The organism is Streptomyces sp. MGP-P1, from assembly GCF_057766565.1.
Genome location: NZ_JBYMEM010000005.1, coordinates 421,741 through 446,752, shown reverse-complemented (window position 1 = coordinate 446,752; position 25,012 = coordinate 421,741). Strand labels below are relative to the sequence as shown.

The window sequence follows — 25,012 nt, the reverse complement described above, 5'->3', positions numbered from 1 at the left end:
AGTCGGTGGGGCGGGAACGGCAAGGGTCCCGCCCCACCGCAGGTCCTCAGGCCAGCGCCTGCGGCAACGGCGCCGCGTGCAGCACCGTGAGCCCGGAGACCGCACGGGTCAGCGCCACGTACAGCCGCCGCAGCCCGGTCCGCTCGTCCGGCTCGCCGTCGACCACGGCCGCCGGCTCGTCGAGCACCACGTAGTCGTACTCCAGGCCCTTCGCGAGCGACGCGGGCACCAGCGTCAGCCGGGACGCGGCGGTCGTCTCCTCACCCGGGGCGAGATACGCGTGGCCCGCCGCCGTCAGGGCCGCGCCCAGCGCCGTAATCCGGGCGTCGGCGGCGATCAGCCCGATCGACCCCAGGTGGCGCAACGACTCCTCGCAGGCGGCGACGGTGGCCGCGTCCAACCCCTTCGCCGAAGCCACCTCCCGCACGACCAGCGAACCGGGCGACTCACGCACCGACTCCACCGCCGCGAGCCCCGGCGAGATCACGGGCAGCAGCCGGGAGGCGTACGCGATGACCTCGCGCGGCACGCGGAAACCGGCGGTCAGCTCCTCCACCACCGCGTCCGCCTTGCCCAGGTGGAACAGCGCCTCGCTCCAGCTCTCCGTGGACCACGGGGTCGTCCCCTGGGCCAGGTCCCCGAGGACGGTCGCCGAACCGGTCGAGCACCGCCGCCCCACCGCCCGGTACTGCATGGGGGAGAGGTCCTGCGCCTCGTCGAGCACGACATGGCCGAGCGAGTGCGTACGGGCGATGAGGTCGCCCGCCTCGTCGATCAGCACGGCGTCGGCCGCCGACCACTTCGCGGACTTCACACCGCGGGCGGGCTTCACCCACAGCAGCCGCTTCTGCTCGTCCTCGGTCAGCAGGCCCTCCGCGTGGGCGGCCAGGAACTCCGCGTCCGAGAGCAGCCGCAGCACCAGCTTCGCCGGATCCACGGCGGGCCAGACCGCCTTGACGGCCGCCTTCACCGCGGGATTGCGGGCCACGGTGTTCTGCACCCGGTCGTCGGGGGACTCCCCGGCCTCCTCCATCCGTACGAGCACGGCGTGCGCGATCCGCTGCGGCAGCGCCTCGTGCGCCGCCCCGTACCGCATGTCGCGGGCCAGCAGCTCGTCGACCATCTCCTGGACCTCGTACGCGGGCACGCGCCAGCGCCGGGACCCGCGCACCACGACGACGGGCTCGACGGGGGCGGTCACATGGGAGCGGAGGGCCCGCCGCAGCACCTCGGCCATGCGGGCGTCGCCCTTGACGACGGCGGTGGCCGCCTCGTCCTCGCCCCGGACCTCGACGCCGGTGCGCACCAGGTCGTCGACGGTGGCCTGCTTCACCTCCAGCTCGCCCAGGGCGGGGAGGACCTGCTCGATGTAGTGCAGGAACGAACGGTTCGGCCCGATGACGAGGGTGCCGGTGCGGGCGAGCCGCTCGCGGTGCGCGTACAGCAGGTACGCCACCCGGTGCAGGCCCACGGCGGTCTTCCCGGTGCCGGGCCCGCCCTGCACGCAGACGGTCCCGCCGAGGCCGCCGCGGACGATCTCGTCCTGCTCGGGCTGGATGGTGGCGACGATGTCGCGCATCGGGCCGACGCGCGGCCGCTCGATCTCCGCCTGGAGGAGCCGGCTGGTGTGCTCGGCCTCGGCGGGGTCGGTGAGGTGCTCGTCCTCGTACGCGGTCAGCTCGCCCGCGGTGTAGCCGAAGCGGCGGCGGAGCTCCACGTCCCGAGGGTTCGTGCGGGACGCCTGGTAGTAGGGCTGGGAGACCGGCGCACGCCAGTCGATGACCATGGGGTCCCCGACGGCGTCGTGGACGTGCCGGCGCCCGATGTAGAACCGCTCGCCCTCCGCGCCCTCGGCCGGCTCGCCGCCGACGGCGTGGAGGTAGTCGAGGCGGCCGAAGAACAGCGGGGTGTGCGAGAGGTCGGCGAGCGCCTTGACGCGGTCGTCGATCTGGGACTGGAGCACGGCGGCGTTGACCCAGTTCGCGGTGACGTCGCGGATGTCGAGGGCCTGCACGTCCTCGCGCATCCCGCGCAGGGCGGCGCGGGACGCGGCGAGATGGGCGCGTTCGTGTGCCAAGGGGTCGGTGGCGCCGGTGGGATCGGGGGTGGAATCGCTCTCTGCTACGTGCGCGGGCACGGTGTTGCCTCCGGCTCTTCAACGCAGGACGGCGGACCGCGCGCCGATGCCGGCCGGAGCCGGGAGCAGGGCGGTCCGCTCGGAAGGTTGGTTCGCTTGGGTGCCGACCGGTTTCCGTCCGGTCGGCGGCGCTCCCCCGGCTGCCGGCAGCGAGAGGCCGGTACCACGGTGCGGGAGGCGGGCAGACCGGTGATTGTAGTCACGGGGCGGGGCGCGGTCGAAACGGAATACCGGCTTCGCCGGAAGGGCGCGGTACCGGGGGTACCCGTAGGGGACGCCGGGCCCCGGCATGGCACCGCAGGGCTACCCGCGGGGCCCCGGGGTTCCGTCTGCGGACCGACGCGCCCGAACGGGTGACGGGAGCACCATGGATACATGAGCACAGCCACTGTGAACCCACGCAGGACCGGCCCCGCGCACGGCGCGACCGCGGTCACCGGTCACCACCGACCCCACCGCGTCGGCGACGCGGTGCGCGCCGTGAAGGTGTTCGTGACGGCGGCGTTCGGCGTCGTCGTCCTGGGGGAGTACGCGGAGGAGGCGGGCGTCGCCGGCCGGGACCGCTGACCGCCCGCCCTCCCGGGGGCCTCAGTCGTCGGCGAGCAGCTCGTCCGCGTCGACGATGCGGTACGCGTACCCCTGCTCGGCCAGGAACCGCTGGCGGTGCGCAGCGAAGTCCTGGTCGATGGTGTCGCGGGCGACGACCGAGTAGAACCGGGCCTCGTGCCCGTCGGCCTTCGGCCGCAGGACCCGCCCCAGCCGCTGGGCCTCCTCCTGCCGCGACCCGAAGGTCCCGGAGACCTGGATGGCGACGGTTGCCTCGGGCAGGTCGATGGAGAAGTTGGCGACCTTGGACACGACGAGGACGCTGATCTCGCCCTGGCGGAACGCCTCGAAGAGCTTCTCGCGCTGGGCGTTGCTGGTCTCGCCCTTGATCACGGGGGCGTCCAGGTGCTCGCCCAGCTCGTCGAGCTGGTCGATGTACTGGCCGATGACGAGGGTCTGCTCGCCCTGGTGCTTGCGCACCAGCGCCTCGGTCACCTTCCGCTTGGTCGCGGTGGTGGCGCAGAACCGGTACTTCTCCTCCGTCTCGGCGGTCGCGTACGCGAGCCGCTCGGCGTCGGTGAGATTGACCCGGACCTCCACGCAGTCGGCGGGCGCGATGTAGCCCTGCGCCTCGATCTCCTTCCACGGGGCGTCGAACCGCTTCGGCCCGATGAGCGAGAACACGTCGGACTCCCGCCCGTCCTCCCGTACCAGCGTCGCCGTGAGACCCAGCCGCCGCCGGGCCTGGAGGTCGGCGGTGAACTTGAAGACGGGCGCGGGCAGCAGGTGGACCTCGTCGTAGACGACCAGGCCCCAGTCGCGGGAGTCGAACAGCTCCAGGTGCGGGTAGACGCCCTTCCGCCGGGTGGTCAGCACCTGGTAGGTGGCGATGGTGACCGGCCGGATCTCCTTCCGCGTCCCGCTGTACTCGCCGATCTCGTCCTCGGTCAGCGAGGTCCGCTTCACCAGCTCGTGCTTCCACTGCCGGGCGGAGACGGTGTTGGTGACGAGGATCAGGGTGGTGGCCTTGGCCTCCGCCATGGCGCCGGCGCCCACCAGGGTCTTCCCGGCACCGCAAGGCAGCACCACCACGCCCGACCCGCCGTGCCAGAACCCCTCGACGGCCTGCTTCTGGTACGGCCGCAGCGACCAGCCGTTCTCGGCCAGCTCGATCGGATGGGCCTCGCCGTCGACGTACCCCGCGAGGTCCTCGGCGGGCCATCCCAGCTTGAGCAGGGTCTGCTTGACCTGCCCCCGCTCGGAGGGGTGCACGGCCACGGTGTCCGGGTCGATGCGGGCCCCGACCAGCGGCTGAACCTTCTTGGACCGGAGGATCTCCTCCAGCACGGGCCGGTCGGTGCTGGTGAGCACCAGCCCGTGCACCGGGTGCTTGGACAGGGTGAGCCGCCCGTACCGCGCCATCGTCTCGGCGATGTCGACCAGGAGCGCGTGCGGCACGGGGTAGCGGGAGTACTCGACCAGGGCGTCGACGACCTGCTCGGCGTCGTGCCCGGCGGCGCGGGCGTTCCACAGCCCGAGCGGGGTGACCCGGTACGTGTGGATGTGCTCGGGCGCACGCTCCAGCTCCGCGAACGGCGCGATGGCACGACGGCAGGCGTCCGCCCGGTCGTGGTCGACTTCGAGGAGCAGCGTCTTGTCGCTCTGGACGATGAGGGGTCCGGTCACGCGCTTCGGCCCTTTCTGCGGGGTGCGGCCACGGCTGCGGCCAAACGTCCAGTGTGCCGCATCGGGGCGCGGGGCGGGGTGGGCGTGCGGTCAGCCTTCGGCGCGCGGCCTGCGCTGCGGCCCGAAGCGCACCGGGACGCCCGGGGAGTACAGCACGCTCACCGGCTCCCCGGCCGGCGCGGGCAGGCCGCCCGCCGCCACCAGCTCCTCGTCGCACTCCAGGAGCTCCGCCCGGTGCAGCGGCCACCGGGGGTGGGCGTTGGGCAGATGGGCGGCCCGCCCGAGGAACGAGCTGTGCAGGGCCCACCGGGCGGTGAGGAAGTGCTCCAGCGGCGTCGGCTCGTCGATCGCCTCCCCCGCCCGCAGCACGATCCTGCTCCGCGCACCACGAGGACCGGGCCAACGCCGGGTGCTGGTGTACGTGAGGGTGTCGCCGGAGCGCTCGACGCCCATCCGGGACCACACGTACGGCAACCGGAACGCGGCCCGCGCCACGAGCACCGGGATGAGCCGCGAGGCGTCCAACGAGCGGAAGACGACCCCGCGCCGGCCGTGCTCGTCCACGGAGTACAGCCGGACGTTGGTTTCGGGAAACGTCCCCAGGTAGGGGATGCCCGGCAGTCCGAGCCCACCCACCCGATGCATCCGGAACGCCACGAGCCCCACGTAGGTCGCCCCGTCGAACGTGTCCGGCACCGTCCCCGGCGGCAGCAGCGGCGCCACATCCGCCGGATCGACCGCCCAGTGCAGGAACGCCAGGTCCAGCCAGGACTGGGTGAGCAGCGGGGGCATCGGCGCGGGGGGTGGGTCGGGCGACACGGACTCCGGCGGCACCGGCTCAGGGGCGGGGCGGGCTGTGGCCATGCCCGCAGCATCGCAGACCGCGTCATCAGGGACGGCACGGCCGTGCAACCGACGAACCTGTCCGGCGGCGGAGGTTACTCGGTCTCGCCCGGCTGCCGGGTGCGCTTGGCCCGCTGGATGCCGAGTACGGCGAGACCGAGGACGGCGGCCACCGCCACGATCGCCATCACGACCTGCTCGCCGACGGTCAGGGTTGCGATCATCTTCGTCTCCTGGGCAGATCGACTGGCGTGCACGGTGAACATGTCATGCGGGGCGACCCGCGACAAGCCTCGACGTGATCTTCAGAGCTTCCCTTGAGCGCCCGAGCACCGGGCGGCCCGCACGGCTTGCCGCTCAGCCGGGACAGGGCCGGTCGCGGTCCTCCGCGAAGTGGCGCAGCCGGAGGCGCTGGGTGTGGTGCGTGGGCAGGGCGTCCAGCTCGCCCGGTGTCACGAACCGGACCTTCGTGCTCTCCTCGGAGACGGTCAGGGGGCCGCCGGTCGACCCGGGCGGTGAAGCAGACGTCGAACTGCCGCCGGACCTCAGGGCTTCCCGTCCTCCGCCAGCTCCGCCACCCCCGTGATCCGGTGCAGCGGGTACGTGCGGACCTCGTCGGCCGTGTGGTCGTACGCCGTGACGAAGCCGCCCTCCACGCGGACCGGGGCGATCACGCGCTGGCTGGCCGCGCCGTCCGCGTTGACGTAGCCGATCCAGACCGCGGAGCCCGTCATCGCGGCCGCCTGGACGGTGGCCAGGGTCTCGGCGGAGGTGGTGCGGGGGAGGGAGCCGGAAGGCGTGGGGTGCGACGGGTCCTCGGACGTGTCCTTGCGGATCACCGTGGCGGCCGTGTCGCCCGCGCGGATGGCGCGTACCGCCGCACCGAGCAGGGTGTCGTCCGGGACCGGAGGGCCTTCGGGGACCGGGATCGGAGGGGTGCGGGGCGGGGTGCGGCGGGCGCCGGCGCGGGTGATCAGGACGTCGCCCTCGGCGGATTCGGCGGCCGGCGCGTACCCCATGTCGCGCAGGGCCTCCAGGAGGGAGCCGGGGTCGGCCTGGGAGGCCAGGACCGTGGGGGCCAGGCGGCGGAGGCGCAGCCCGGTGGAGCGGCGGTCGGCCAGGATCTCGTTGAGGACCGCCTCGTCGTCGCAGCGTACGTACGCGGACGCCGACCCGATCCGCAGATGGCCGTGGCGGCGGGCCACGTCGTCGATCAGATAGCTCAGCGGCTGCGGAACCGGCGTACGGCTGTGCGCCGCCAGGAAAGCGTGCAGGTCGGTCGCCGCCTGCCCGGCGTCCAGGGCGCGGCGCACCGAACCGGGCGTGAAGCGGTACACCGTCGCCCCGCCCTTGGACTCCACGTCGGCCAGGACCGACAGCGTCTCCGCCAGGGGGCGTTCCAGCGGTCCCGGCGCCACCGCCGTGAGGTCGGCCTGGAGCAGGACGTGGTCCAGGGGCTCGGGGACGAGCGGCGCGAGGAGGGCCGCCGCCGCGTCCGGGCCCTCGTCCAGCAGCGCGCGGGCCTGTGCGGAGAGCGCGCCCCGGCCCGTGATGCCCAGCAGCTCCGCCTCGTTGAGCGTCCACAGGGCGAGGCGGGAGCGGAGGTCCGTCCCCTCCGTCGAGGCCGCGGAAGGGGCCGCGCCGCCGCGCAACGGGCGTTCCCAGCGCAGCCTTCGCAGCAGCGTCTCGGCGTCCGGCGCGGTGCCCGGCGGGAGTTCGGCGAACAGGGCCAGGACCCGGCGGCGTACGTCGGGGGCGGCCGAGCGGTCCAGCTCCGGTCCGAGTGCGGACAGCGCCCGGCCCTTGGCGTCCTGGCCGCCGACCAGGCCCGGGGTCCGGGTGGCGGCGAGCCAGGCGGTGGCGAGGTGCGTCCAGCGGTCCTCGGCGGGCAGGTCGAGCCACTCGTCGGAAGCCGGCGTCGGCGCGTACCGCTCCTCGGGTGCCCCGTCGGAGGCCAACAGGCCTGCCGCGTAGGCAAGTTCGACCCAGAACGCGGCGATCGGCTCGGTCACGTCGAGGGAGTTCGCGGCGCGCTTCAGCTCCCGTACGCTCAGCCCGCCCGCGCGCAGGATCGCGGGGCCGCCGCCGTTCCAGAGCTTCAGCAGCTCCTCGACCGTGGACAGCGCCGTGAACGCCTGCCCGGCCGCCGCCCTGTCCACAGCCTGTGGATCGCGTTCGGCGGCCGCCGCGACGGCCGGGGGGACCGGTTCCGGTACGCGGTGCGCGCGCCCGGCGCGCAGATGCAGGGCCGCCTCGCGCGGCAGGACCACCGTGCGGGTCGAGACCGGCAGCAGCAGGCCCCGGTCGCGCAGCCACTTCACGGGGGGAGTGGGGTTGGGCGTGACCTCCCCGTACGGCGGGCCCCACACCAGCCGGTCCAGGACCGACAGCGCCTCCACCGGGGCCGTGTCCAGCAGTTCCGCCATCCGCGTCCGGTCCGTGAACAGGGCGGCGAGCGCGGCCACCGCGGACACCGGGTCGTGCGTGGCGGGCAGACCGGTCGTCGCCAGGATCTCCTGGAGCCGGCCCGGTGACATCCCGGCCGTCGCCTCGGCGACCGTGGGGCCCAGGCCCGTGGGCGAGGGGTGCTGCGGGGACGGGGCGAGCAGTTCCCGGGCGGTGCGCACCAGCCGCAGCCGGTCGTCCTCGCCCCAGACCAGGGCCTGTTCGCGCAACGTCGAGAGCGCGCCCGGCAGCGCGGCGGTGATCGCCGCCCCCGCATCGTCGCGCTGGTCGCCGTCGTCCAGCCCGTCGCCCGTGAGCAGGGAGAGCAGTGTGTCGTACGGGGCCGGGTCCGGGGCCACCGCCAGTGCCTCGGCGGTCTGGAGTGCGAACCGGTCCAGGTGTTCCAGCGCTCGGACGACGGACGCCCGCGTGCCGGCCCGTGTGGCGAGCTGGGTGATGTCGTTCGGCACCGGGTTGAGGAGGTCGGGGCGGGCACGCAGCAGCCCGGCCAGCGATTCGTCGCCCCGGGCGCGCAGGGCTTCGGCGAGCGTGCGCGGTGGTGTGGTCGTCCCCATCCGTCCCACGGTAGCCGCTGGAACGCTACCGTCGGGGCAGGGCCGGTAGAGGGGATGCACCGCGTGGGGATCGAGAGCGACCAGCTCGTCTACGACTACTTGAGCCGGGTCGGCGACCTGGCCCAGCAGCAACAGCTGTCGTCGGGCGCCCGGATGCGCCTGGTTTCGACACTCCGGGGCGAGATCGACCGGCAGCGCGGCGTGGAGGGTGCGGACTCCCCGGCGACCGTGCGGCGCATCATCGGCAGGCTGGGCAGCCCGGACGAACTGGTCTCCGCGGCGGCGGAGTCGGCCGACGGCACGGTCACGCTGCCCACCGCCGGGACGGGGACGGGGGGCGGCGAGCAGCGGCGGCGGGCCTCGCTTCCCCGGCCCCGGAGCGGACTGCTCCGCAAGGAGCCGAGGGAGCCCAAGGAGCCGAGGAAGCCGAAGGAGCCCGCTCCGGGGGCGGGGGACGGCCGGGCGGAGAAGGCCCTCCGGAAGCCGAAAGCCGGTTTCGGGTGGGGCGCGTCGCGCCGTGATCCCGAGAGCGGCGGCGGTGCTCCGGGCGGTGTTTCCGGCAGCGCGCCCGGCGGTGCCTCCGACCGGGCTTCAGGCGGCCTTTCCGACGGTGCCTCCGACTGGGCTCCCGGCGGTGCTTCCGACCGTGCTTTCGGCGGCGCGTCCGGTGCGCGGTCCGCAGCCGTGCCCCGCCCGGCCGCCGCCCCCGACGACCAGGTAGCAGACGACGAAGGCGTCCCTGCCCCCGCCTGGCCCGACCCCTCCGCCCCGCACATGCTCGGCCAGGACCAGCAGGGGGACGCGGACGCGACCGACTGGTGGCGCCTGGAGCCGGGCCCCTTCGACGAGGGAACCGCCATCCCCGGGTTCTTCGGCGGCATCGAGGCCCCGGAGCTGCTCGGGAGGGGGCCGCGGCCCGCCGAGAAGGACGGGCAGGACGAGAAGGGCGCGGCGGGCGGGGCCGACGAGGTGGACGGGAAGGCCGGGGCGGCAGGCGGGGCCGGGACCACCGCCCGCCGCCGCGCCCTGCGGCTCCTGAAGCTCCGCCGCCGCAAGCCCCCAGTGGTCGCCGCGCCCGAGGCCGCCGCCGTCTCCGGCCTCCGCGGCGGATTCGCCCACCCGCTGCTGCTCCTGGCCGCCGTGCTGCTCGTCGCCGGTGTGGTCACCGGTTCCTGGCTGCCGCTGGCGGGCGGCTGGCTGATCGCGTACAGCTCGCGCACCCTCTCCCGTACGGAGGCGAAGTGGGCGGCGCTCGGCCTGCCGGGCGTGGTGGCGGCCGGGGCCCTCGCATGGGTCTGGGGGCGGATGGAGGGGCGCTGGGGCGAGCCGATCCGGGAGGGCGCGATGCGGGACGTCCTGCTGGACACCTGGCCGGTGGTCGTCCGCCTCGCCGCCCTCGCCTCCGCGCTCTACCTGGTGTGGCGGGCGCGGAGGCGGGCCGGCTGAGCCGGCAGCCCAGGCATGCTCCCGGCGCCGGGCGGGTCCGAGGACCCGCGCGCCGGGCGCGTCCGGGAGGCGGCGTACTTCTGGGAGGGCGGGCCCGGCCCGCCCCGGCGAAGCGCCGGACGAGGGGCTACTTCGTCATGCTGGTCTCGAACTCCTCCAGGATCTTGCCGGCGGCGGTGTAGCCGATGCCCGCGATCCACAGGCGGTCGTCGACCTTGAAGACCTTGTCGTTCTTGGCGGCCTTCAGCCCCTTCCACAGGCCGCTGTTCATCGTCTTCGTCGTCCCGGCCTTGCCCGGGTCGCCGTACGTCGACGTGAAGATGACGTCCGCGTCCGCGAGGTCGATCTTCTCGGGCGACACGTCGTACGAGAACCCGTCCTTCGCCTTGTCGGTGATCGCGGGGCGGCCGGTGCCGATGTCGGCGAGGATCGAGCCGATGTAGTTCTGCTTGCCGTAGATGCGGATCTCGGCGCCCTCGACGAAGCGGACGAAGTTGACGTCCGTCGCGGCGGCCTTCTCCTTGCCGCCGAGCGCCTCCGTCACCTTCGCCACCTGGGTGTCGTACGTGGCGAGGACCTTCTTCGCCTCGGCCTGCTTGCCGAGCGCCTCCGCGTGCACCTGGAAGTTCTCCTTCCAGGCGCTGCCGGTCGCCTCCGTCATCACGGTCGGGGCGATCTTGCTGAGCTCCTCGTAGCGTTCCCCGTCCCGGACCTTGCTGGTGAGGATCAGGTCCGGCTCGAGGGCAGCGACGGACTCCAGGTTCGCGTTGGCGATCTCGCCGACCGGGGTGATGTCCTTCGTCTCGCTCGCGGGGAGGTAGGAGGGGAAGGCGTCCTCGGACGCCGAGTGCGTCGCGCCGACCGGCCGGACGCCGAGGGTGATCGCGGAGTCCAGCTCGCCGGAGTCCAGGACGACGACCCGCTTCGGCGACGCGGGGACGTCGACGTCCCCGTTCGCGGTGGAGACGGTGCGCGTCTTCGCCGGGGAGTCGGAGGAGGAGTCCGCTGCCGGGTCGGAGGAGCCGCACCCGGCGAGGGTGAGCGCGGCGGTCACGGCGAGGGAGCCGGCGACGAGGGTGCGGCGGCGGTCGCGGAGGAGGGGAGTCATGTCACAGACCTTTCTGGGAGGGGGAAACCAGCGGGGACGGGGTCCAGGGGGCACTCGGGACGACGAGCGGCGAACCCGTCACCGGGTCCGGGACGATCACCGCCTCCAGGCCGAAGACCTCGGCGACGAGCTCGGCGGTGACGACGTCCCCGGGCCGGCCCTCGGCGACGATCCGCCCCTCCTTCATGGCGACCAGGCGGTCCGCGTACCGGGCGGCCTGGTTGAGGTCGTGGAGGACGGTGACGACCGTGCGGCCCCGGGTGCCGTCGGCGGCAGGGGACGCCAACTGGCGTACCAGGTCGAGGACCTCCACCTGGTGCGCGATGTCGAGGTACGTCGTCGGCTCGTCGAGCAGCAGCAGGTCCGTCTCCTGGGCCAGCGCCATCGCGATCCACACCCGCTGGCGCTGCCCGCCCGACAGCTCGTCCACCGACCGGTCGGCCAGCGCCGTCACGTCGGTACGGGCCATCGCGTCGGTCACCGCCCGCTCGTCCTCGTCCGACCACTGCTGCCACCAGCTCTGGTGCGGCTGACGGCCCCGCGCGACCAGGTCCGAGACGCTGATCGCCTCGGGCGCGACCGGGGTCTGCGGGAGCAGCCCGATGGACCGGGCGATCTGCTTCGTGGGGAGCCGCGCCAGCTCCGTACCGTCCAGCAGGACCGCCCCGCCGCGCGGCTTCAGCAGTCGGCCGAGCGCCCGCAAGGTGGTCGACTTGCCGCAGGCGTTCGGGCCGACGATGACGGTGACCTGCCCGTCCGGCACGGTGAGGTCCAGCTCGTGGACCACGGTGCGGTCCTCGTACGCGAGGGTCAGGGAGCGTGCGGCGAGCCTGCCGGTCCGCTGCGCCGTGTCGGTCTTCGGGCTCGGGCTCATGCGGTGCCTCCACTGCGGCCGCGGTGACCGCGGATGATCAGCCAGATCAGGTACGGGGCGCCGACCGCCGCCGTGAGGACGCCCACGGGCAGTTCGGTGGGCGAGAACAGCTTGCGGGCGAGCAGGTCGCCGAGGACGACGATCACCGCGCCCAGCAGTGCCGAGGACAGCAGCGGGATCTGCGCGGTCCGGGTCAGCCGGCGGGCGACCTGCGGGGCGAGCAGCGCCACGAAGTCCACCGGGCCCGCCGTGCCCGTCGCCACGGACGCCAGGACCACCCCGAGCGCGACGAGTCCCAGCCGTACGCGCCCCAGGCGCACGCCCAGCGCGATGGCGGTGTCGTCGTCCATCGCGACGGTGCGCTGCGCGCGGGCCGCCCAGGCGATGGCGGGCAGCAGGATCAGCAGCGTCCAGCCGATCGGGGCGGCCTCCGACCAGCCGCGCCCGTTCAGCGAACCGGTCATCCAGATCTGCGCCTGCTGGGCGACCAGGTAGTCGCCCTTGGTCAGGAACAGCTGGGTCACCGACCGCAGCGCGATGGCGAAGCCGATGCCGATGAGCACGAAGCGGGTGGCGTGCAGGCCGCCGCGCCACGCGAAGACGTACACGAGGGCCGCCGCCGCGATGCCGCCGACGATGGAGAGGTAGGGCAGGACGGTGTACGAGGTGATGCCGAAGGTCATCGCACCGACCGTGAGCGCGCTGGCGCCCTGGCTGATGCCGATGATGTCGGGGCTGGCCAGCGGATTGCGGGCCACGGTCTGGATCAGCGCCCCGGCGATCCCGAACGCGGCCCCCACCAGCAGCCCGACGACCATGCGCGGCAACCGCAGCGTGCCCACGACCAGCTCGGCCGACGACGGCTGTCCGAGGATCACCTTCACGACCTCGCCGGGTGCGACGAAGCTCTCGCCGACGCAGAGGTAGACGACGCAGACGGCGGCCAGGAGTACGACGAGGGCGGTCGCGACGACGGACGCCCGCCGGTGCAGCAGGAACCGGCCGCGCGGACCGGCCTTCACGACGGAGTAGCCGGCGGGCCGGACCCGTACGGCCTTCACGGGCGCGGTCACGGCCGTCGAGGTCTCGCTCATGCGGGCACCGCCTTCCGGCGTACGAGGGCGACCAGGAACGGCACCCCGATCAGGGCCGTCATCACACCCGCCGGGACCTCGCTCGGCGGGAACACGATCCGGCCGACGACGTCCGAGACCAGCAGCATCACGGGCCCGATCAGCGCCGCCATGGGCAGCACCCAGCGGTGGTCGTTGCCGACGACCGCGCGGGCGATGTGCGGGACGGCGAGACCGATGAACGCGATCGGCCCGGCGGCGGCGACCCCGACCCCGGTCAGCACGGTCGCCCCGACACCGCCGACGATCCGGACCGCGGCGACGTTCTGCCCGAGTCCCTTCGCCACGTCCTCGCCGAGCGCGAGCGCGTCCAGGCCGCGGGCGACGGAGAGCACGAGGACCGCCCCGACGAGGAGGAACGGCCACACCTGCTGGACGACGTCCGCCTCCCGTCCCGCGATCGAGCCGACCTGCCAGAAGCGGAACTCGTCCAGCGCGGCGGCGTTCGTCGTGAGGATGCCCACCGTCACCGACACCAGCAGCGCGTTGATCGCCGCACCGCCGAGCGCGAGCTTCACCGGGGTCGCGCCGCCGCGTCCGCTGGAGGCGATGGCGTAAACGGCGACCGAGGCGAGCGCCGCGCCCGCGAAGGCGAACCACACGTACCCGGTGAGCGTGTGGACCCCCGCGAACGCGATGGCCGTCACCACCGCGACCGAAGCGCCCTGGCTGATGCCGAGGATGCCGGGGTCGGCGATGGGGTTACGGGTGATGCCCTGGAGCACCGTGCCCGCGAGGGCCAGCGCCGCGCCGACCATCAGCCCGATGAGCGTGCGGGGCACCCGCATCGTGCGGATCACCTCGGCGGCGTCGGAGTGCCCGCCGTGCAGCAGGACGTCGAACACCTCGCCCGGAGGAATGGACCGCGCCCCGACGGCGAGGCTCAGCAGGACCGCCAGCAGCAGGGCGAGCACGGCCCCGGCGGTCGAGGCGGCGCGTCGGGAGAGGCGGGGTGCACGGGGTGGCGCGGCGGTCCGCACGGGCGCTGACGCTGACATTTCACCCAATCGGGACGGACGCGGACGTGATGGAACGGAGGGAACGTCGGGGCGCGGGGCCAGGACGGTAAGGCTTGGCTAAGTGCGCGTCTCAGTCTAAGCGGCCGGATTCCGGCGCCGACGGGGGCTTCGGAACAGCCTCCGGCGGGTCGGCACAATGGCAGGCATGACTTCCACGGATCAGAACGCTCCCCAGCACCCGCTCGAGCACTCCCCCGCGATCTCCCCCCGGCGCCCTCTGACGGTCGGCTTCGACCTCGACCTGACGCTTGTCGACTCCCGGCCGGGTATCGCCGCTGCCTTCCGGGCCCTCTCCGCGGAGACGGGGGTGGAGATCGACGTCGACCGGGTGGTGAGCCGGATCGGCCCGCCGCTGGAGACGGAGATGGCGCACTGGTTCCCGGCCGCCGAGGTGGTCGCCGCCGCCGACCGCTACCGGGCTATCTACCCGGACCACGGGATAGCCCCGAGCACGGCCCTCGCCGGGGCGCGGGAGTCGGTGGCGGCGGTCCGGGCGCTCGGTGGCCGGGCGATCGTCGTCACGGCGAAGTACGAGCCGAACGCGAAGCTGCACCTGGCCCACCTCGGCATCGAGCCGGACACGGTGGTCGGCTCCCTGTGGGCGGAGGCCAAGGGCGAGGCGCTGCGCGAGCACGGCGCGCAGGTGTACGTCGGCGACCACACCGGCGACGTACGGGGGGCCCGGGTCGCCGGAGCGCTGTCGGTCGCGGTGACGACGGGCCCGTGTGACGCGGCGGAGCTGCGGACGGCGGGGGCGGACGTGGTGCTGGAGGACCTGACGGGCTTCCCGGCCTGGCTGGCCGCCTTCGAGGCGGCCCGGGTGGGGTGACGCGGACCGGGCCGTGTTGGGCGGAGGGGCGTCAGGCGCGGTTCGCGGCCCGTTTCGGGGAGTTGGACCAGGCCGAGCGCACGACGCCCGCCCCGGCGATCAGGAACCCGACGCCCATCAGCATGCAGACCGCGTACGCGACCGGAGGGAACGGGTCCGTGCCCAGGAACAAGGGGGCCACGGTGACCAGAGTGGCCAGTGCGCCGACGAAGAAGACGATCGCGCCGACCTGAACGAGCCGGTCACCTGCGCCTGAAGGAGTAGTACTCACGCGACCAGGGTAGTTCCCAGCCCGGAGGAACTCTCCGGCGACGTCTTGTCACCGGCCCGAGGCCCATTAGCCTGGGACCGGGCGGGTCACGGTGACCCGCTGTACTGCTATCCGGAGCCGTTTTCCCCGGGGACCGGCTCTTCCGCACACCGACGAGTACGAGGACGAGGACAGACGTGCCCACCGGCAAGGTCAAGTGGTTCAACCCCGAGAAGGGCTTCGGCTTTCTCTCCCGCGACGACGGCGGCGACGTCTTCGTCCACTCGTCGGTTCTCCCTGCCGGAGTCGACGCCCTCAAGCCCGGCCAGCGCGTGGAGTTCGGCGTGGTCGCGGGCCAGCGCGGCGACCAGGCCCTTTCCGTGGTGGTCCTCGACCCCACCCCGTCCGTCGCGGCCGCGCAGCGCCGCAAGCCGGACGAGCTGGCGTCGATCGTGCAGGACCTGACGACGGTCCTGGAGAACATCACGCCGCAGCTGGAGCGGGGCCGCTACCCCGACAAGGCCTCCGGCGCGAAGATCGCGGGCCTGCTGAGGGCGGTCGCCGACCAGCTCGACGTGTAGCGGACGCCCGCCGCCCAGGCGCTGTCGTAGCGCGGCCCCCGCCGGGTCAGGCCTGGCTCTCCGCGAAGAGCCGGGTGGACCTGCCCAGGGCCGCGCGCACAGCGCCCGAGCGGGTCAGCGGCGCGCGGTCGACACCGGCGAAGAGCGTGACGAGCACGATGTCCGCGGCCACCGCCCGGCCCGCCGCCCGCACCACCAGCCTCTTGCCGCCGCCGTGCCCGGACAGCTTCGCCGTGAGGGACACGCCGGGGTCCTCGTCATCGGCCCGGCGGGTCAGGACGAACTGCTTCCGGTTCACCGCCCGCAGCCGGTAGTGGTCGCCGCCGTACCGGAAGTGCAGGGCGCGGGCCCGGCGGGTCAGACCGAAGCGGTTGCGCCGCAGGTGGACCATGGCGTCGCCGACGCGGAGGACCGAGCGGTTGAGCGTCGGCAGGTCGGCGGCCTCGGTGTGGATGCCGCGTGTCTCGAACACCGCCGTGGGGACCGACGGGCCGCGCACCTCGGAGACCACGCTGCCCGGGGTGTGTTTCCGGGGCAGCGGCGCGGTGAGGACGATCTCGCCGAACTCCGCCGCCGTGCCCCGGTAGCCCGCCCGCCGCTCGTGGGTGCGGCCGTCCTTCCAGAACGCCAGGGTGAACGGGGCGGTCGACGCGGTCGCCGTGTTGTGCACCGTGGAGTGTCCTTCCGGTCCGCTCGGTCAGGGAAACGCGAGTGCGTCCGGGCCCAGCGGCGGTACGAGTCCCTCGGCCGCCGCGCGGGTCAGCAGCCCGCGGATCGCGGCGTAGCCGTCCTCGCCGAGGTCGGCGGTGAACTCGTTCACGTACAGCCCGATGTGCTGGTCCGCCACGGCCGGGTCCATCTCCTGGGCGTGCTCCAGGACGTACGGCCGGGAGACCTCCGGGTGGTCCCAGGCGAGGCGGACCGAGCTGCGGATCGTGTCGGCCAGGCGGCGCAGGGTCTCCTCGCCGAGGGAGCGCTTGGCGATGATCGCGCCCAGGGGGATCGGGAGGCCCGTGGTGTCCTCCCAGTGGCGGCCCATGTCGGCGAGGTTGTGCAGACCGAAGTTCCGGTACGTGAAGCGGGCCTCGTGGATGACCAGGCCGGCGTCGACCTTGCCGTCCCGCACGGCGGGCATGATCTCGTCGAACGGCATCACGACGACCTCGCCGACGCCCCCCGGCACCATCTCCGCCGCCCAGAGCCGGAACAGCAGGTACGCCGTCGAGCGCTCGCTCGGCACGGCGACGGTCCGGCCGGTCAGGTCGAGGCCCAGCTCCTTGGTGAGGACCAGCGGACCGCAGCCCCGCCCCAGCGCCCCGCCGCACGGCAGCAGCGCGTAGTCGTCGAGCACCCACGGCAGCACCGCGTAGGAGACCTTCAGGACGTCCAGCTCACCGCGCTCGGCCATGCCGTTGGTGATGTCGATGTCGGCGAAGGTCACGGCCGGCACGGGCGCGCCGGGGACCCTGCCGTGCGCCCAGGCGTCGAAGACGAAGGTGTCGTTGGGGCAGGGCGAGAAGGCGATCTCGATCGCGTCCGGGTTCGCTTCAGTGGTCATGCCGGTGCCAACCTTCCAGTACGGGTGCGATCTTCCCGAACACGTCCCGGAGCGCCGCCAGCGCGTCGCCGATGCGCCAGGCGTCCCGGTCGCGGGGGCCCACGGCGTTCGACACCGCCCGCAGCTCCAGCACCGGCACATCGGCCCGGGCGGCGGCCTCCGCGACCCCGAAGCCCTCCATCGCCTCGGCCAGCGCCCCCGGGTGCGCGGCGAGCAGATCCCCGGCGCGCTCGGCGGTGCCGGTCACGGTGGAGACGGTGAGGACGGGTCCCGCGGCGGCTCCCGTGGCGGCCGCCACCTCCCGTACGAGCGTGGGCGGGGCGGTGAAGCGGTCCCGGCCGAAGCCGAGCGCGGTGACCGGCAGGAAGCCGTCGGGGGTGTCGGCGCCCAGGTCGGCGGCGACGATGTCGCTCGCCACGACCAGGGAGCCGAGCGGCGTCAGCGGGGTGAACGCCCCGCCGATCCCGGCCGAGACGACGAGTCCGTACGGTGTGGATGTCGGTGTGGACGCCGACGCCAGGGCGAAGGCGGTGGCCGCGGCGGCGGCGGCCGGGCCGGCACCGCCCGCCAGGACGTCGAACGCGCCGCCGCGGTGCAGCTCGCCCCCCGGCAGCGCCACAATCTCCGGCGTGCCCCCGAACGCACGCGTGACCGCGTCCCGTTCCACCGGGACAGCGGTCACGACCAGCACACGCACGGATACAGCCTCAGGGTCGAGGACGGGGGGAAGGGCGCTCGTGGTTGGGGCGGGTCAGCCCTTCTTGAGCTCGAACTGCCAGATGCCCGTGAGCTTCTTGCCCTTGGTCTCCACGATGGAGATGTTCGTCTTGTCGGACGGCTGGCCCGTCTGGCTGGCGAAGAAGGCGCTGCCGGGGATCGTCCGGTAGGTCTTGTCGTACGGCTCCTGCTCGGCCTGCTGGCCGTTGATGAAGAGCGTCCAGCCGTTCTCGGCGATCTCGGGGTCGACGCCGAAGCGGACCTTGTCGTCCATGGAGACCGTGAGGGACTTCTCGGCCTTCTTGTTCAGGCAGCCCTGGATCAGGGACTCCTTGATCGCCTCGCCGTCGTTGTAGCAGGCGGCCTCGGTGTTCACCGAGTCGCTGCCGACCGTCACGGTGGCGAGCGGCGTCGGCTTGTCGCAGGCGGACAGGACAAGGAGTCCCGCGGACACGGCACCAAGAGCGACGCCGATTCGACGGCCCTTACCGGAGAAGAACGCAACGGTCATGGGCCGAAGGCTATCGGTCGCCTCCGCTCATGCCACGCGGGGGTGCGGCGTGCCGCGCCGCGCCGCACCCAGGAGGCCCCGTACGGACGTGGCCGCGCCGAGCGCGAGAAGACCCGCGGCGACCGACATGCCGAGCACCGCGTTGAGCGGCAGGACGATGCCGATGGCGCCGCCGACCACCCACGCCATCTGGAGCAACGTCTCGGACCGGGCGAACGCGGAGGTGCGGACCTCCTCGGGCACGTCCCGCTGGATCATCGCGTCGAGCGACAGCTTGGACAGGGCCTGGGTGAAGCCGGCCACCGCGCCGAGCGCGGCGACCAGCACGGTGGAGAAGAAGACCGCGGCCAGGACCGCCGCGCTCAGCGCGAGCCCCAGCACCGTCGCGATGATCACCTCGGGGCCCCGGGCCCGCAGCCAGGAGCCCACCGCCGTACCGCAGGCGTTGCCGACGCCCGCCGCCACGCCGACGATGCCGAGCGAGATTGCCGCGCTCTGCCCGGCCAGCGGGTGCTCGCGCAGCAGGAACGCCAGGAAGAAGATGAGGAAGCCGGAGAGGGCCCGGTGCGCGGCGTTGGCCTGGAGCCCGTGCAGAACGGACCCGCCGACGGACCGCAGGCCCGGCGGCCGCTCCTTGGCCGGCCTCTCCCCGTTGCCGCGCCCGCGGAGGCCCGCCCGGGTGCCGCCCCTGCCGGGGGCGGGACGCGGAGGGGCTTCCTCGTGGTGCGGGACGATCAGCCGCGCCCGGCGCTCGCCCTTCGCGGAGTCGACCTTGGGCGGCAGGGTGAAGGCGAGGAACGTGCCCGCGACGAAGATCGCGCAGGCGCCGTAGAGCGGCCACGGTGAGCCGATGGTCTGGAGGCCCGCCCCGATCGGGGCCGCCACCCCCGTGGCCAGCAGCCCCGCCAGAGTCACCCGGGAATTGGCCTTCACCAGGGAGAACTTCGGTGGCAGCAGCCGTGGCACGACCGCGCTGCGCACCACGCCGTACGCCTTCGACGCAACCAGGACGCCCAGCGCGGCCGGATACAGCTCCAGACCCCCCGTGGCGACCGCGCCCGACATGGTGATCGCCAGCAGCGCCCGGGCCAGCATCGCGCCCGCCATCGCGGCGCGCCGTCCGTGGGGCAGCCGGTCCAGGAGCGGGCCGATCACCGGGGCGAGGAGAGTGAAGGGGGCCATGGTGATGGCGAGGTAGAGGGCCACCCGGCCCCGGGCCTCGTCCGTGGGCACCGAGAAGAAGACGGTGGAGGCGAGCGCGACCGTGATCATGACGTCGCCCGCGCCGTTCACCGCGTGCAGTTCGATCAGTTTTCCGAGGCCGGACTCCCCCGCGCCGTGGGCGTGCGTCGCCTTGCGGATTCCGCGCGCCGTGCCGGTGAACGGGGCGCGCAGGACATGGCCCGTCGCCCGTCCCGCCCTGCGGAGCGGGCCGGGACCGTCGTGCGACCTGGCGGCAGTCACCCCGTCATAGTGCCCCAACCCTGGCCGGTATGAACGGCGATCGGCCGCGGACGCGCGCGTGACGTCCTGTCGGACGAGCGCGCCGGGACCGACCGGGGCCCTGCGGCCACCCGCGTCCGAACGGCATCGGCGGGCAGCCGACGGGAACGGATACGGCACGTTTGGGACGGGCAGGTGGGCGCAGCGCGGCGGAGAGGGTAGCGTGCGTAACGCGCCACCGGCGGTTGTTCTTGGCCGCGCGCCTCTCGGCGATCCCGCAGAATGGGTGGCAGAAGGCGCGCCCGAGGCAGGCACAACGGGTGTGGACGTCGACGCGGCCCCCAGGTCCGCTCCGCCCGCACTTGTCTGGCCGAAACGGCAATCGTGCGGCAGCCGGCGCGCTCGTGAGACTGGCGTATGGAGAGAAGCGAAGACCTGTGAGTGCTGCGACGACGACGCGAAGCCGTACGGCCCGGACCCCCGTTCCCGACCGCCTGTGCGCCGAGGCGGTGGACCTCGCGCGCGCGGCCGCGGAGGAGGCCGCCGCGCCCGGTGTGGTCGGTGAGCACATCGGCGTGGTCTCCGAGGGGGACCGGGTCGTCACCCACTACTTCGAGGCCAAGGAGCCCGGGTACCGGGGCTGGCGCTGGGCGGTGACGGTGGCGCGGGCCTCCCGCGCGAAGAACGTCACCCTGGACGAAACGGTGCTGCTGCCGGGGGACGACGCCCTCCTGGCGCCGGAGTGGGTGCCGTGGAGCGAGCGGCTGCGCCCCGGCGACATGGGCCCCGGCGACCTGCTGCCCACCGAGGCGGAGGACCTGCGCCTGGAGCCGGGCTGGACCGGTGAGGACGAGCCGCCGCCGAACTCCGTGGTCTCCCGTGAGCTGGCGGAGCTGGTCGACTCGGAGGACGCCGAGCTGACGGACCGGCCGGTGGCCGCCACCAGCCGCGGGTCCATCGCCGCGGTCGCGGACGAGCTCGGTACGCGCCGGGCGCGGGTGCTGTCCCGGTACGGGCTGTACGCGGCGGCCGACCGCTGGGACGAGGCGTTCGGCCCGAAGACGCCGATGGCCCAGGCGGCCCCGGCGACGTGCGTCAGCTGCGCGTTCCTGATCCCGATGGCGGGCTCCCTGAAGCAGGCCTTCGGGGTGTGCGCGAACGAGTTCGGCCCGGCGGACGGGCATGTGGTGTCGCTGGCGTACGGCTGCGGCGGGCACTCGGAGGCCGCGGTGATGCCGACGCCGCCGAAGCCGGCGCCGCACGCGCTGGACACGATGCGGGTGGACGCGTACTCGCTGCGGCCGGAGCGCGGCGGGGGCTCCGTGCCGGCCGAGACGGACGGGGCGTCGGAGGACCTGGGCCACTCCTGACGCTCCTGCCCGCTGTGGGGACCGGGCTTGCGGTGCCCGGGAATCGCGGTGTCCCTCCAGCCCGACCGGCACCTTTGCAGCCTGTCCGGCACCTTTGCAGCCCGTCCGGCGTTTGAGGACGGAACCGGTGTCGTGGGGCGCGGTGCCGCTCCGAGGGGCTTGTGCCCCAGGGGCCATTTCTGGTGAGCGCTCACCAGAGCCAGGGTTCCGTCCTCAAACGCCGGACGGGCTGGGAATGCCGGGCGTACCGGTCACCGAGGTGCCGGACGGGCTGGAATGGCCGGCCTCGGGAGGGGCGCCAAGGGCGCCGGACGGGCTGGGAATGCCGGGCGTGCCGGTCACCGAGGTGCCGGACGGGCTGGACTGGCCGGCCCCGGGCCGGCCGGGCTCGCTGGTACGGCGGAGGCGGCGCGCGCGGTACCTTCGGGCGCACACTGGGCCGCACAGGCATACGCGGTCCCCACCCAGCGGACGGAGTCGAGAGCGTGAGCATGAAGGCGACCGAGGGGGCCGATCCGTTCGGGACGGCACGGCTGCGGCGCGGCGTGCTCGACGCCTGGGGGGCCGGGCCCGCCCGGTTCCGGGAGGACGCCAACGCCGAGGAGGACCTCGCGCTCGGCGGCTACCGCGACCGCCTCGTCGTCGAGCTGGCCCAGAACGCCGCCGACGCCGCCGCCCGCGCCCGCGTCCCCGGCCGGCTCCGTCTCACCCTGCACCCCGCCGCCCCCGGCGACCCGGACGACCGCTGCGTGCTGGCCGCCGCGAACACCGGCGCGCCGCTCGACGCCACCGGTGTGGAGTCCCTGAGCACCCTGCGGGCCTCCGCCAAGCGCGAGGGCCACGAGTCGTCCGTCGGCCGCTTCGGCGTCGGGTTCGCCGCCGTCCTCGCGGTCAGCGACGAGCCCGCCGTGCTCGGCCGGCACGGCGGCGTGCGCTGGTCCCTGGCGGAGGCGCGCGAGCTGGCCCGGGGGGCGGCCGTCGGCAGCCCCGGCCTCGGCGACGAGCTGCGCCGCCGCGACGGACACGTACCGCTGCTGCGCCTGCCGCTGCCCGCCGAGGGCTCCGCGCCCGACGGGTACGACACCGTCGTCGTGCTGCCGCTGCGCGACGGCACCGCCGAGGACCTGGTGGCCCGGCTGCTGGCCGCCGTGGACGACGCGCTGCTGCTCACCCTGCCGGGCCTGGACGAGGTCGTCATCGAGACCCCGGACGGGACGCGGACCCTGAGCCGTTCGGCCCACGGCCCGTACACGCACGTCGACGACTCCGCGCGCGGTCTGGGCCGCTGGCGCACCGTGCTCCACCACGGGCCCATCGAGCCCGCCCTGCTCGCCGACCGCCCGGTCGAGGAGCGGCTGCGCCCGCACTGGTCGGTGACCTGGGCGGTCCCGGTCGACGAAGAGGGCGCCCCGCTCCACCCCCGTACCGCACCCGTCGTGCACGCCCCGACGCCCACCGACGAGCCGCTCGGCATCCCCGCCCTGCTCATCGCCTCCCTCCCGCTGGACACCGCCCGCAGGCACCCCGCGCCGGGGCCGCTGACCGACTTCCTGGTGGAGCGGGCGGCCGACGCGTACGCGGAGCTGCTGGGCTCCTGGCGGCCCGTGTCGACCGGGACCATCGACCTGGTGCCGGGGCCGCTGGGCAAGGGCGGCCTGGACGGGGCCCTGCGCGGTGCGATCCTGGCCCGGCTGCCCCGGGTCGCGTTCCTGGAGCCCGCCGCGCCCCGGGACCCCGAGGCCGAGCGGAGCTGGGCGGACGACTGGGACCGGGACGGTACGGAGAGCGCCGCCGACACCTCCGCCCTCCGCCCCGTCGAGGCCGAGGTCGTCGAAGGAGTCGGGGCCGAGACCGTACGGGTGCTCGCCGAGGTGCTGCCCTGTCTGCTGCCCGCGGGCCTGGAGCGGCGCACCGAGCTGCGCGCCCTGGGCGTCGCCCGCGTCCCCCTGACCGAGGCCATCGACCGCCTCGCCGGTCTGGAGCGCGACCCCGCCTGGTGGCACCGGCTCTACGACAGCCTCGCGGGCACCGACCCCGACCGGCTCACCGGCCTCCCCGTCCCTCTCGCGGGCGACCCGGACGACGAGCGGGCGGGCCGTCCGCCGCGCACCACGATCGGACCGCGGCAGATCCTGCTGCCGCTTCTGGACGCGCTCACCGGTCCCGTCCTCGCCCGGCTCTCCCGGCTCGGGCTGAAGGTCGCCCACCCGGACGCCGCGCACCCGCTGCTGGAGAAGCTCGGGGCCCTGCCCGCCACACCGCGCGCCGTGCTGAGGACCCCTCAGGTGCGGGCGGCCGTCGCCGGTTCGCTGGACGCGGGGGAGATCTGGGACGAGGACGCGCTCGACGGCGAGGAGCTGGCCGAGACCGTGCTCACCCTGGTCCGGGACGCCGAGCTGGCCCCCGGCGACGAGCCCTGGCTCGGCGCGCTCGCCCTCCCCGACGAAGACGGCGAGCTGTCCCCGGCGGGTGAACTCGTCCTCCCCGGGAGCCCGTTCGCGCAGGTCATGCGCGAGGGTGAACTCGCCCTCGCCGACCAGGAGCTGGCCGACCGCTGGGGGGAGGGCCCGCTCACCGCCTGCGGGGTGCTCGCCACCTTCGCCCTCGTGCGGGCCACCGATGTCGTCCTGGACCCGGACGAACTGGAGCCCCGCGACAGCGACTTCGCCGAACCCGACGACGCCGGGCTGCTGGACGCCGTCGACGTGTGGTGCGAGGACCTCCTCGACCAGCTGCCCGAGACGCCGGTGCCGCCCGTCGCCACCGAGATCGTCGCCGTGCGGGATCTGGACCTGGTCGACGACGACGCCTGGCCGCAGGCGCTCGCGATGCTGGCGAAGCCGCCGCTGCGCGACGCGCTGACCCAGCCGGTGCGGGTGCTGCTCCCGGACGGCACGACGCAGTCGGTGCGCCCGTACACCGCGTGGTGGCTGCGGGACCACCCCGTGCTGGACGGCCGCCGCCCGGCAGGACTGCGCGCGGCGGGCGGCGACCCCCGGCTGGCCGGGCTCTACGACGCGGTGGACGCGACCGGCTTCGACGACGCCCAGGTGCTGCGGGCCCTCGGGGTGCGCACCTCGGTCGCAGCCCTGCTGGACGAGCCGGGAGGCGCGGCGGAGCTGCTGGGCCGGCTCGCCGACGAGGACCGTCCCGTCACCCCCGTACAACTGCACGCGCTCTACACGGCGCTCGCCGAGCTGGACCCGGACCAGGTGACGTTGCCGGACGAGCTGCGCGCGGTGGTGGACGGGGACGTGACCGTGGTCGACGCGGCGGACGCCGTGATCGCGGACGCCCCCGACGTGCTGCCGCTGACGGAGGGCCTGCCGCTGCTCCCCGTAAGCCCCTCCCGGGCCGCCGAGTTGGCCGAGCTGCTCCAGGTGCGGCGGCTCGGCGAGACGATCGAGGCGGGCGTGACGAGCGAGGGCGAGGAGCACCGCGTACCGGAGCCGGTCCGCGTCCTGCTCGGACCGGCGACGCCGGACACGTACGTCGAACACCCCGAACTCCGCGCGGGCGGCGTCGAACTGGACTGGCGCCGCACCCCGGACGGGATCGTCCACGCCGCGACGCTGGAGGGTGTGGCGGCCGGCCTGGCCTGGGCGGCCGGCCAGTGGCCCCGCCGCTTCGAGGTCGCGGCCCTGCTGGAGGACCCGTCCCGGACGGAGGAGCTGGCCCGGGACCGCTGGTTCGACTGAGGCGGTCACGGGGCTCACCGTGAACGCCTCCGGTGACTAGCTCGACGTCACGTAGCGACCGGCGCGGGGCGCTCCCGGAGCGCAGGGCCCAGGGAGTGCTTCGCCTCGACCTGTTTCACAGAAAAGTCACAGATCCGCACAACCGTTCACCTCGTTCGCCTGTCTGTTCCTGTGAGCCAAGAGGCTCATGGATCAGATGGGCCCCGCCGGGCAGACGACGCAAGCGCGCCCCGGGGCCCCTTC

Annotated in this window: 21 protein-coding genes; 6 read left to right on the top strand and 15 right to left on the bottom strand. The window is 74.2% G+C overall.

Going from position 1 to position 25,012, the window contains the following annotated elements:
• Positions 1 to 46: 46 nt before the first annotated feature.
• Positions 47 to 2,137: a HelD family protein gene (locus AC3CH1_RS11425; protein ID WP_488462792.1), complete on the bottom strand. Its 2,091-nt coding sequence runs from the start codon at positions 2,135 to 2,137 to the stop codon at positions 47 to 49.
• 375 nt (positions 2,138 to 2,512) lie between these two features.
• On the opposite strand from AC3CH1_RS11425, the gene AC3CH1_RS11420 reads away from it, so the two are divergent.
• Positions 2,513 to 2,704: a hypothetical protein gene (locus AC3CH1_RS11420; RefSeq protein WP_488462791.1), complete on the top strand. Its 192-nt coding sequence runs from the start codon at positions 2,513 to 2,515 to the stop codon at positions 2,702 to 2,704.
• A gap of 21 nt (positions 2,705 to 2,725) precedes the next feature.
• Here the strand turns inward: AC3CH1_RS11420 and AC3CH1_RS11415 are convergent, their stop codons facing one another.
• The 4 genes from AC3CH1_RS11415 to AC3CH1_RS11400 all read right to left on the bottom strand — a co-directional run bounded on the left by AC3CH1_RS11415 (position 2,726) and on the right by AC3CH1_RS11400 (position 8,232).
• Positions 2,726 to 4,369, bottom strand: a complete 1,644-nt coding sequence (locus tag AC3CH1_RS11415; protein ID WP_488462790.1) for a DNA repair helicase XPB — start codon at positions 4,367 to 4,369, stop codon at positions 2,726 to 2,728.
• 90 nt (positions 4,370 to 4,459) lie between these two features.
• The gene (locus AC3CH1_RS11410; protein ID WP_488462789.1) at positions 4,460 to 5,233 is read right to left on the bottom strand and encodes a YqjF family protein; all 774 of its coding nucleotides are present in this window, start codon (positions 5,231 to 5,233) and stop codon (positions 4,460 to 4,462) included.
• A gap of 74 nt (positions 5,234 to 5,307) precedes the next feature.
• Complete coding sequence (locus AC3CH1_RS11405) at positions 5,308 to 5,436, bottom strand: hypothetical protein (RefSeq protein ID WP_488462788.1); 129 nt, start codon at positions 5,434 to 5,436, stop codon at positions 5,308 to 5,310.
• A 321-nt stretch (positions 5,437 to 5,757) separates the two neighbouring features.
• On the bottom strand, positions 5,758 to 8,232 hold the full coding sequence (locus AC3CH1_RS11400; protein ID WP_488462787.1) for a helicase-associated domain-containing protein: 2,475 nt from the start codon (positions 8,230 to 8,232) through the stop codon (positions 5,758 to 5,760).
• 54 nt (positions 8,233 to 8,286) lie between these two features.
• Between AC3CH1_RS11400 and AC3CH1_RS11395 the strand changes: the two genes are divergently transcribed.
• The gene (locus AC3CH1_RS11395) at positions 8,287 to 9,678 is read left to right on the top strand and encodes a hypothetical protein (protein WP_488462786.1); all 1,392 of its coding nucleotides are present in this window, start codon (positions 8,287 to 8,289) and stop codon (positions 9,676 to 9,678) included.
• 127 nt (positions 9,679 to 9,805) lie between these two features.
• Here AC3CH1_RS11395 and AC3CH1_RS11390 read toward each other — a convergent pair whose 3' ends face one another.
• The 4 genes from AC3CH1_RS11390 to AC3CH1_RS11375 are packed head-to-tail and all read right to left on the bottom strand — an operon-like array spanning position 9,806 to position 13,791.
• Positions 9,806 to 10,786, bottom strand: a complete 981-nt coding sequence (locus AC3CH1_RS11390; protein WP_488462785.1) for an ABC transporter substrate-binding protein — start codon at positions 10,784 to 10,786, stop codon at positions 9,806 to 9,808.
• A gap of 1 nt (position 10,787) precedes the next feature.
• Positions 10,788 to 11,660 (bottom strand): ABC transporter ATP-binding protein, encoded by an 873-nt coding sequence (locus AC3CH1_RS11385; RefSeq protein ID WP_488462784.1) that lies wholly within the window; start codon positions 11,658 to 11,660, stop codon positions 10,788 to 10,790.
• Entirely contained in the window at positions 11,657 to 12,754 is a 1,098-nt protein-coding gene (locus AC3CH1_RS11380; protein ID WP_488462783.1) for a FecCD family ABC transporter permease, read from the bottom strand. Before AC3CH1_RS11380 ends, AC3CH1_RS11385 begins: the two co-directional genes overlap by 4 nt.
• Entirely contained in the window at positions 12,751 to 13,791 is a 1,041-nt protein-coding gene (locus AC3CH1_RS11375) for a FecCD family ABC transporter permease (RefSeq protein WP_488462782.1), read from the bottom strand. The genes AC3CH1_RS11380 and AC3CH1_RS11375 overlap by 4 nt, the downstream gene beginning before the upstream one ends.
• A gap of 166 nt (positions 13,792 to 13,957) precedes the next feature.
• Here AC3CH1_RS11375 and AC3CH1_RS11370 point away from each other — a divergent pair, with 166 nt between their 5' ends.
• Complete coding sequence (locus tag AC3CH1_RS11370; protein WP_488462781.1) at positions 13,958 to 14,641, top strand: HAD family hydrolase; 684 nt, start codon at positions 13,958 to 13,960, stop codon at positions 14,639 to 14,641.
• Between the two features lie 31 nt (positions 14,642 to 14,672).
• Here the strand turns inward: AC3CH1_RS11370 and AC3CH1_RS11365 are convergent, their stop codons facing one another.
• On the bottom strand, positions 14,673 to 14,912 hold the full coding sequence (locus AC3CH1_RS11365; protein ID WP_215107772.1) for a hypothetical protein: 240 nt from the start codon (positions 14,910 to 14,912) through the stop codon (positions 14,673 to 14,675).
• Positions 14,913 to 15,088: 176 nt separating this feature from the next.
• On the opposite strand from AC3CH1_RS11365, the gene AC3CH1_RS11360 reads away from it, so the two are divergent.
• Complete coding sequence (locus tag AC3CH1_RS11360) at positions 15,089 to 15,472, top strand: cold-shock protein (protein ID WP_361875710.1); 384 nt, start codon at positions 15,089 to 15,091, stop codon at positions 15,470 to 15,472.
• Positions 15,473 to 15,518: 46 nt separating this feature from the next.
• Here the strand turns inward: AC3CH1_RS11360 and AC3CH1_RS11355 are convergent, their stop codons facing one another.
• From AC3CH1_RS11355 to AC3CH1_RS11335, 5 genes are read right to left on the bottom strand one after another with little or no spacing between them, the layout of a single operon-like run.
• Positions 15,519 to 16,142, bottom strand: a complete 624-nt coding sequence (locus tag AC3CH1_RS11355; protein ID WP_488462780.1) for a hypothetical protein — start codon at positions 16,140 to 16,142, stop codon at positions 15,519 to 15,521.
• A gap of 27 nt (positions 16,143 to 16,169) precedes the next feature.
• On the bottom strand, positions 16,170 to 17,030 hold the full coding sequence (locus tag AC3CH1_RS11350; protein ID WP_488462779.1) for a 1,4-dihydroxy-6-naphtoate synthase: 861 nt from the start codon (positions 17,028 to 17,030) through the stop codon (positions 16,170 to 16,172).
• Positions 17,020 to 17,727, bottom strand: coding sequence for a futalosine hydrolase (locus AC3CH1_RS11345; RefSeq protein WP_488462778.1), 708 nt, complete (start codon positions 17,725 to 17,727; stop codon positions 17,020 to 17,022). The genes AC3CH1_RS11350 and AC3CH1_RS11345 overlap by 11 nt, the downstream gene beginning before the upstream one ends.
• Positions 17,728 to 17,781: 54 nt before the next feature.
• Positions 17,782 to 18,258: a DUF2771 domain-containing protein gene (locus tag AC3CH1_RS11340; RefSeq protein WP_488462777.1), complete on the bottom strand. Its 477-nt coding sequence runs from the start codon at positions 18,256 to 18,258 to the stop codon at positions 17,782 to 17,784.
• A 27-nt stretch (positions 18,259 to 18,285) separates the two neighbouring features.
• Positions 18,286 to 19,722 (bottom strand): MFS transporter, encoded by a 1,437-nt coding sequence (locus tag AC3CH1_RS11335; protein WP_488462776.1) that lies wholly within the window; start codon positions 19,720 to 19,722, stop codon positions 18,286 to 18,288.
• A gap of 416 nt (positions 19,723 to 20,138) precedes the next feature.
• Between AC3CH1_RS11335 and AC3CH1_RS11330 the strand changes: the two genes are divergently transcribed.
• Together AC3CH1_RS11330 and AC3CH1_RS11325 are read left to right on the top strand one after the other, a co-directional pair.
• Entirely contained in the window at positions 20,139 to 21,071 is a 933-nt protein-coding gene (locus AC3CH1_RS11330) for a DUF3027 domain-containing protein (RefSeq protein WP_488462775.1), read from the top strand.
• A 491-nt stretch (positions 21,072 to 21,562) separates the two neighbouring features.
• Positions 21,563 to 24,769 carry a sacsin N-terminal ATP-binding-like domain-containing protein gene (locus tag AC3CH1_RS11325; RefSeq protein WP_488463476.1) on the top strand — a complete coding sequence of 1,069 codons (3,207 nt, stop codon included), beginning with the start codon at positions 21,563 to 21,565 and terminating at the stop codon, positions 24,767 to 24,769.
• The last annotated feature ends 243 nt before the right edge of the window (positions 24,770 to 25,012 follow it).

Coding starts and splice junctions, on each gene's coding strand:
- AC3CH1_RS11350 (WP_488462779.1), bottom strand. CDS start 17,030: ATGACCACTGAAGCGAACCCGGACGCGATCGAGATCGCCTTCTCGCCC.
- AC3CH1_RS11375 (WP_488462782.1), bottom strand. CDS start 13,791: ATGTCAGCGTCAGCGCCCGTGCGGACCGCCGCGCCACCCCGTGCACCC.
- AC3CH1_RS11395 (WP_488462786.1), top strand. CDS start 8,287: ATGCACCGCGTGGGGATCGAGAGCGACCAGCTCGTCTACGACTACTTG.
- AC3CH1_RS11420 (WP_488462791.1), top strand. CDS start 2,513: ATGAGCACAGCCACTGTGAACCCACGCAGGACCGGCCCCGCGCACGGC.
- AC3CH1_RS11405 (WP_488462788.1), bottom strand. CDS start 5,436: ATGATCGCAACCCTGACCGTCGGCGAGCAGGTCGTGATGGCGATCGTG.
- AC3CH1_RS11410 (WP_488462789.1), bottom strand. CDS start 5,233: ATGGCCACAGCCCGCCCCGCCCCTGAGCCGGTGCCGCCGGAGTCCGTG.
- AC3CH1_RS11325 (WP_488463476.1), top strand. CDS start 21,563: ATGAAGGCGACCGAGGGGGCCGATCCGTTCGGGACGGCACGGCTGCGG.
- AC3CH1_RS11390 (WP_488462785.1), bottom strand. CDS start 10,786: ATGACTCCCCTCCTCCGCGACCGCCGCCGCACCCTCGTCGCCGGCTCC.
- AC3CH1_RS11370 (WP_488462781.1), top strand. CDS start 13,958: ATGACTTCCACGGATCAGAACGCTCCCCAGCACCCGCTCGAGCACTCC.
- AC3CH1_RS11400 (WP_488462787.1), bottom strand. CDS start 8,232: ATGGGGACGACCACACCACCGCGCACGCTCGCCGAAGCCCTGCGCGCC.
- AC3CH1_RS11380 (WP_488462783.1), bottom strand. CDS start 12,754: ATGAGCGAGACCTCGACGGCCGTGACCGCGCCCGTGAAGGCCGTACGG.
- AC3CH1_RS11340 (WP_488462777.1), bottom strand. CDS start 18,258: ATGACCGTTGCGTTCTTCTCCGGTAAGGGCCGTCGAATCGGCGTCGCT.
- AC3CH1_RS11385 (WP_488462784.1), bottom strand. CDS start 11,660: ATGAGCCCGAGCCCGAAGACCGACACGGCGCAGCGGACCGGCAGGCTC.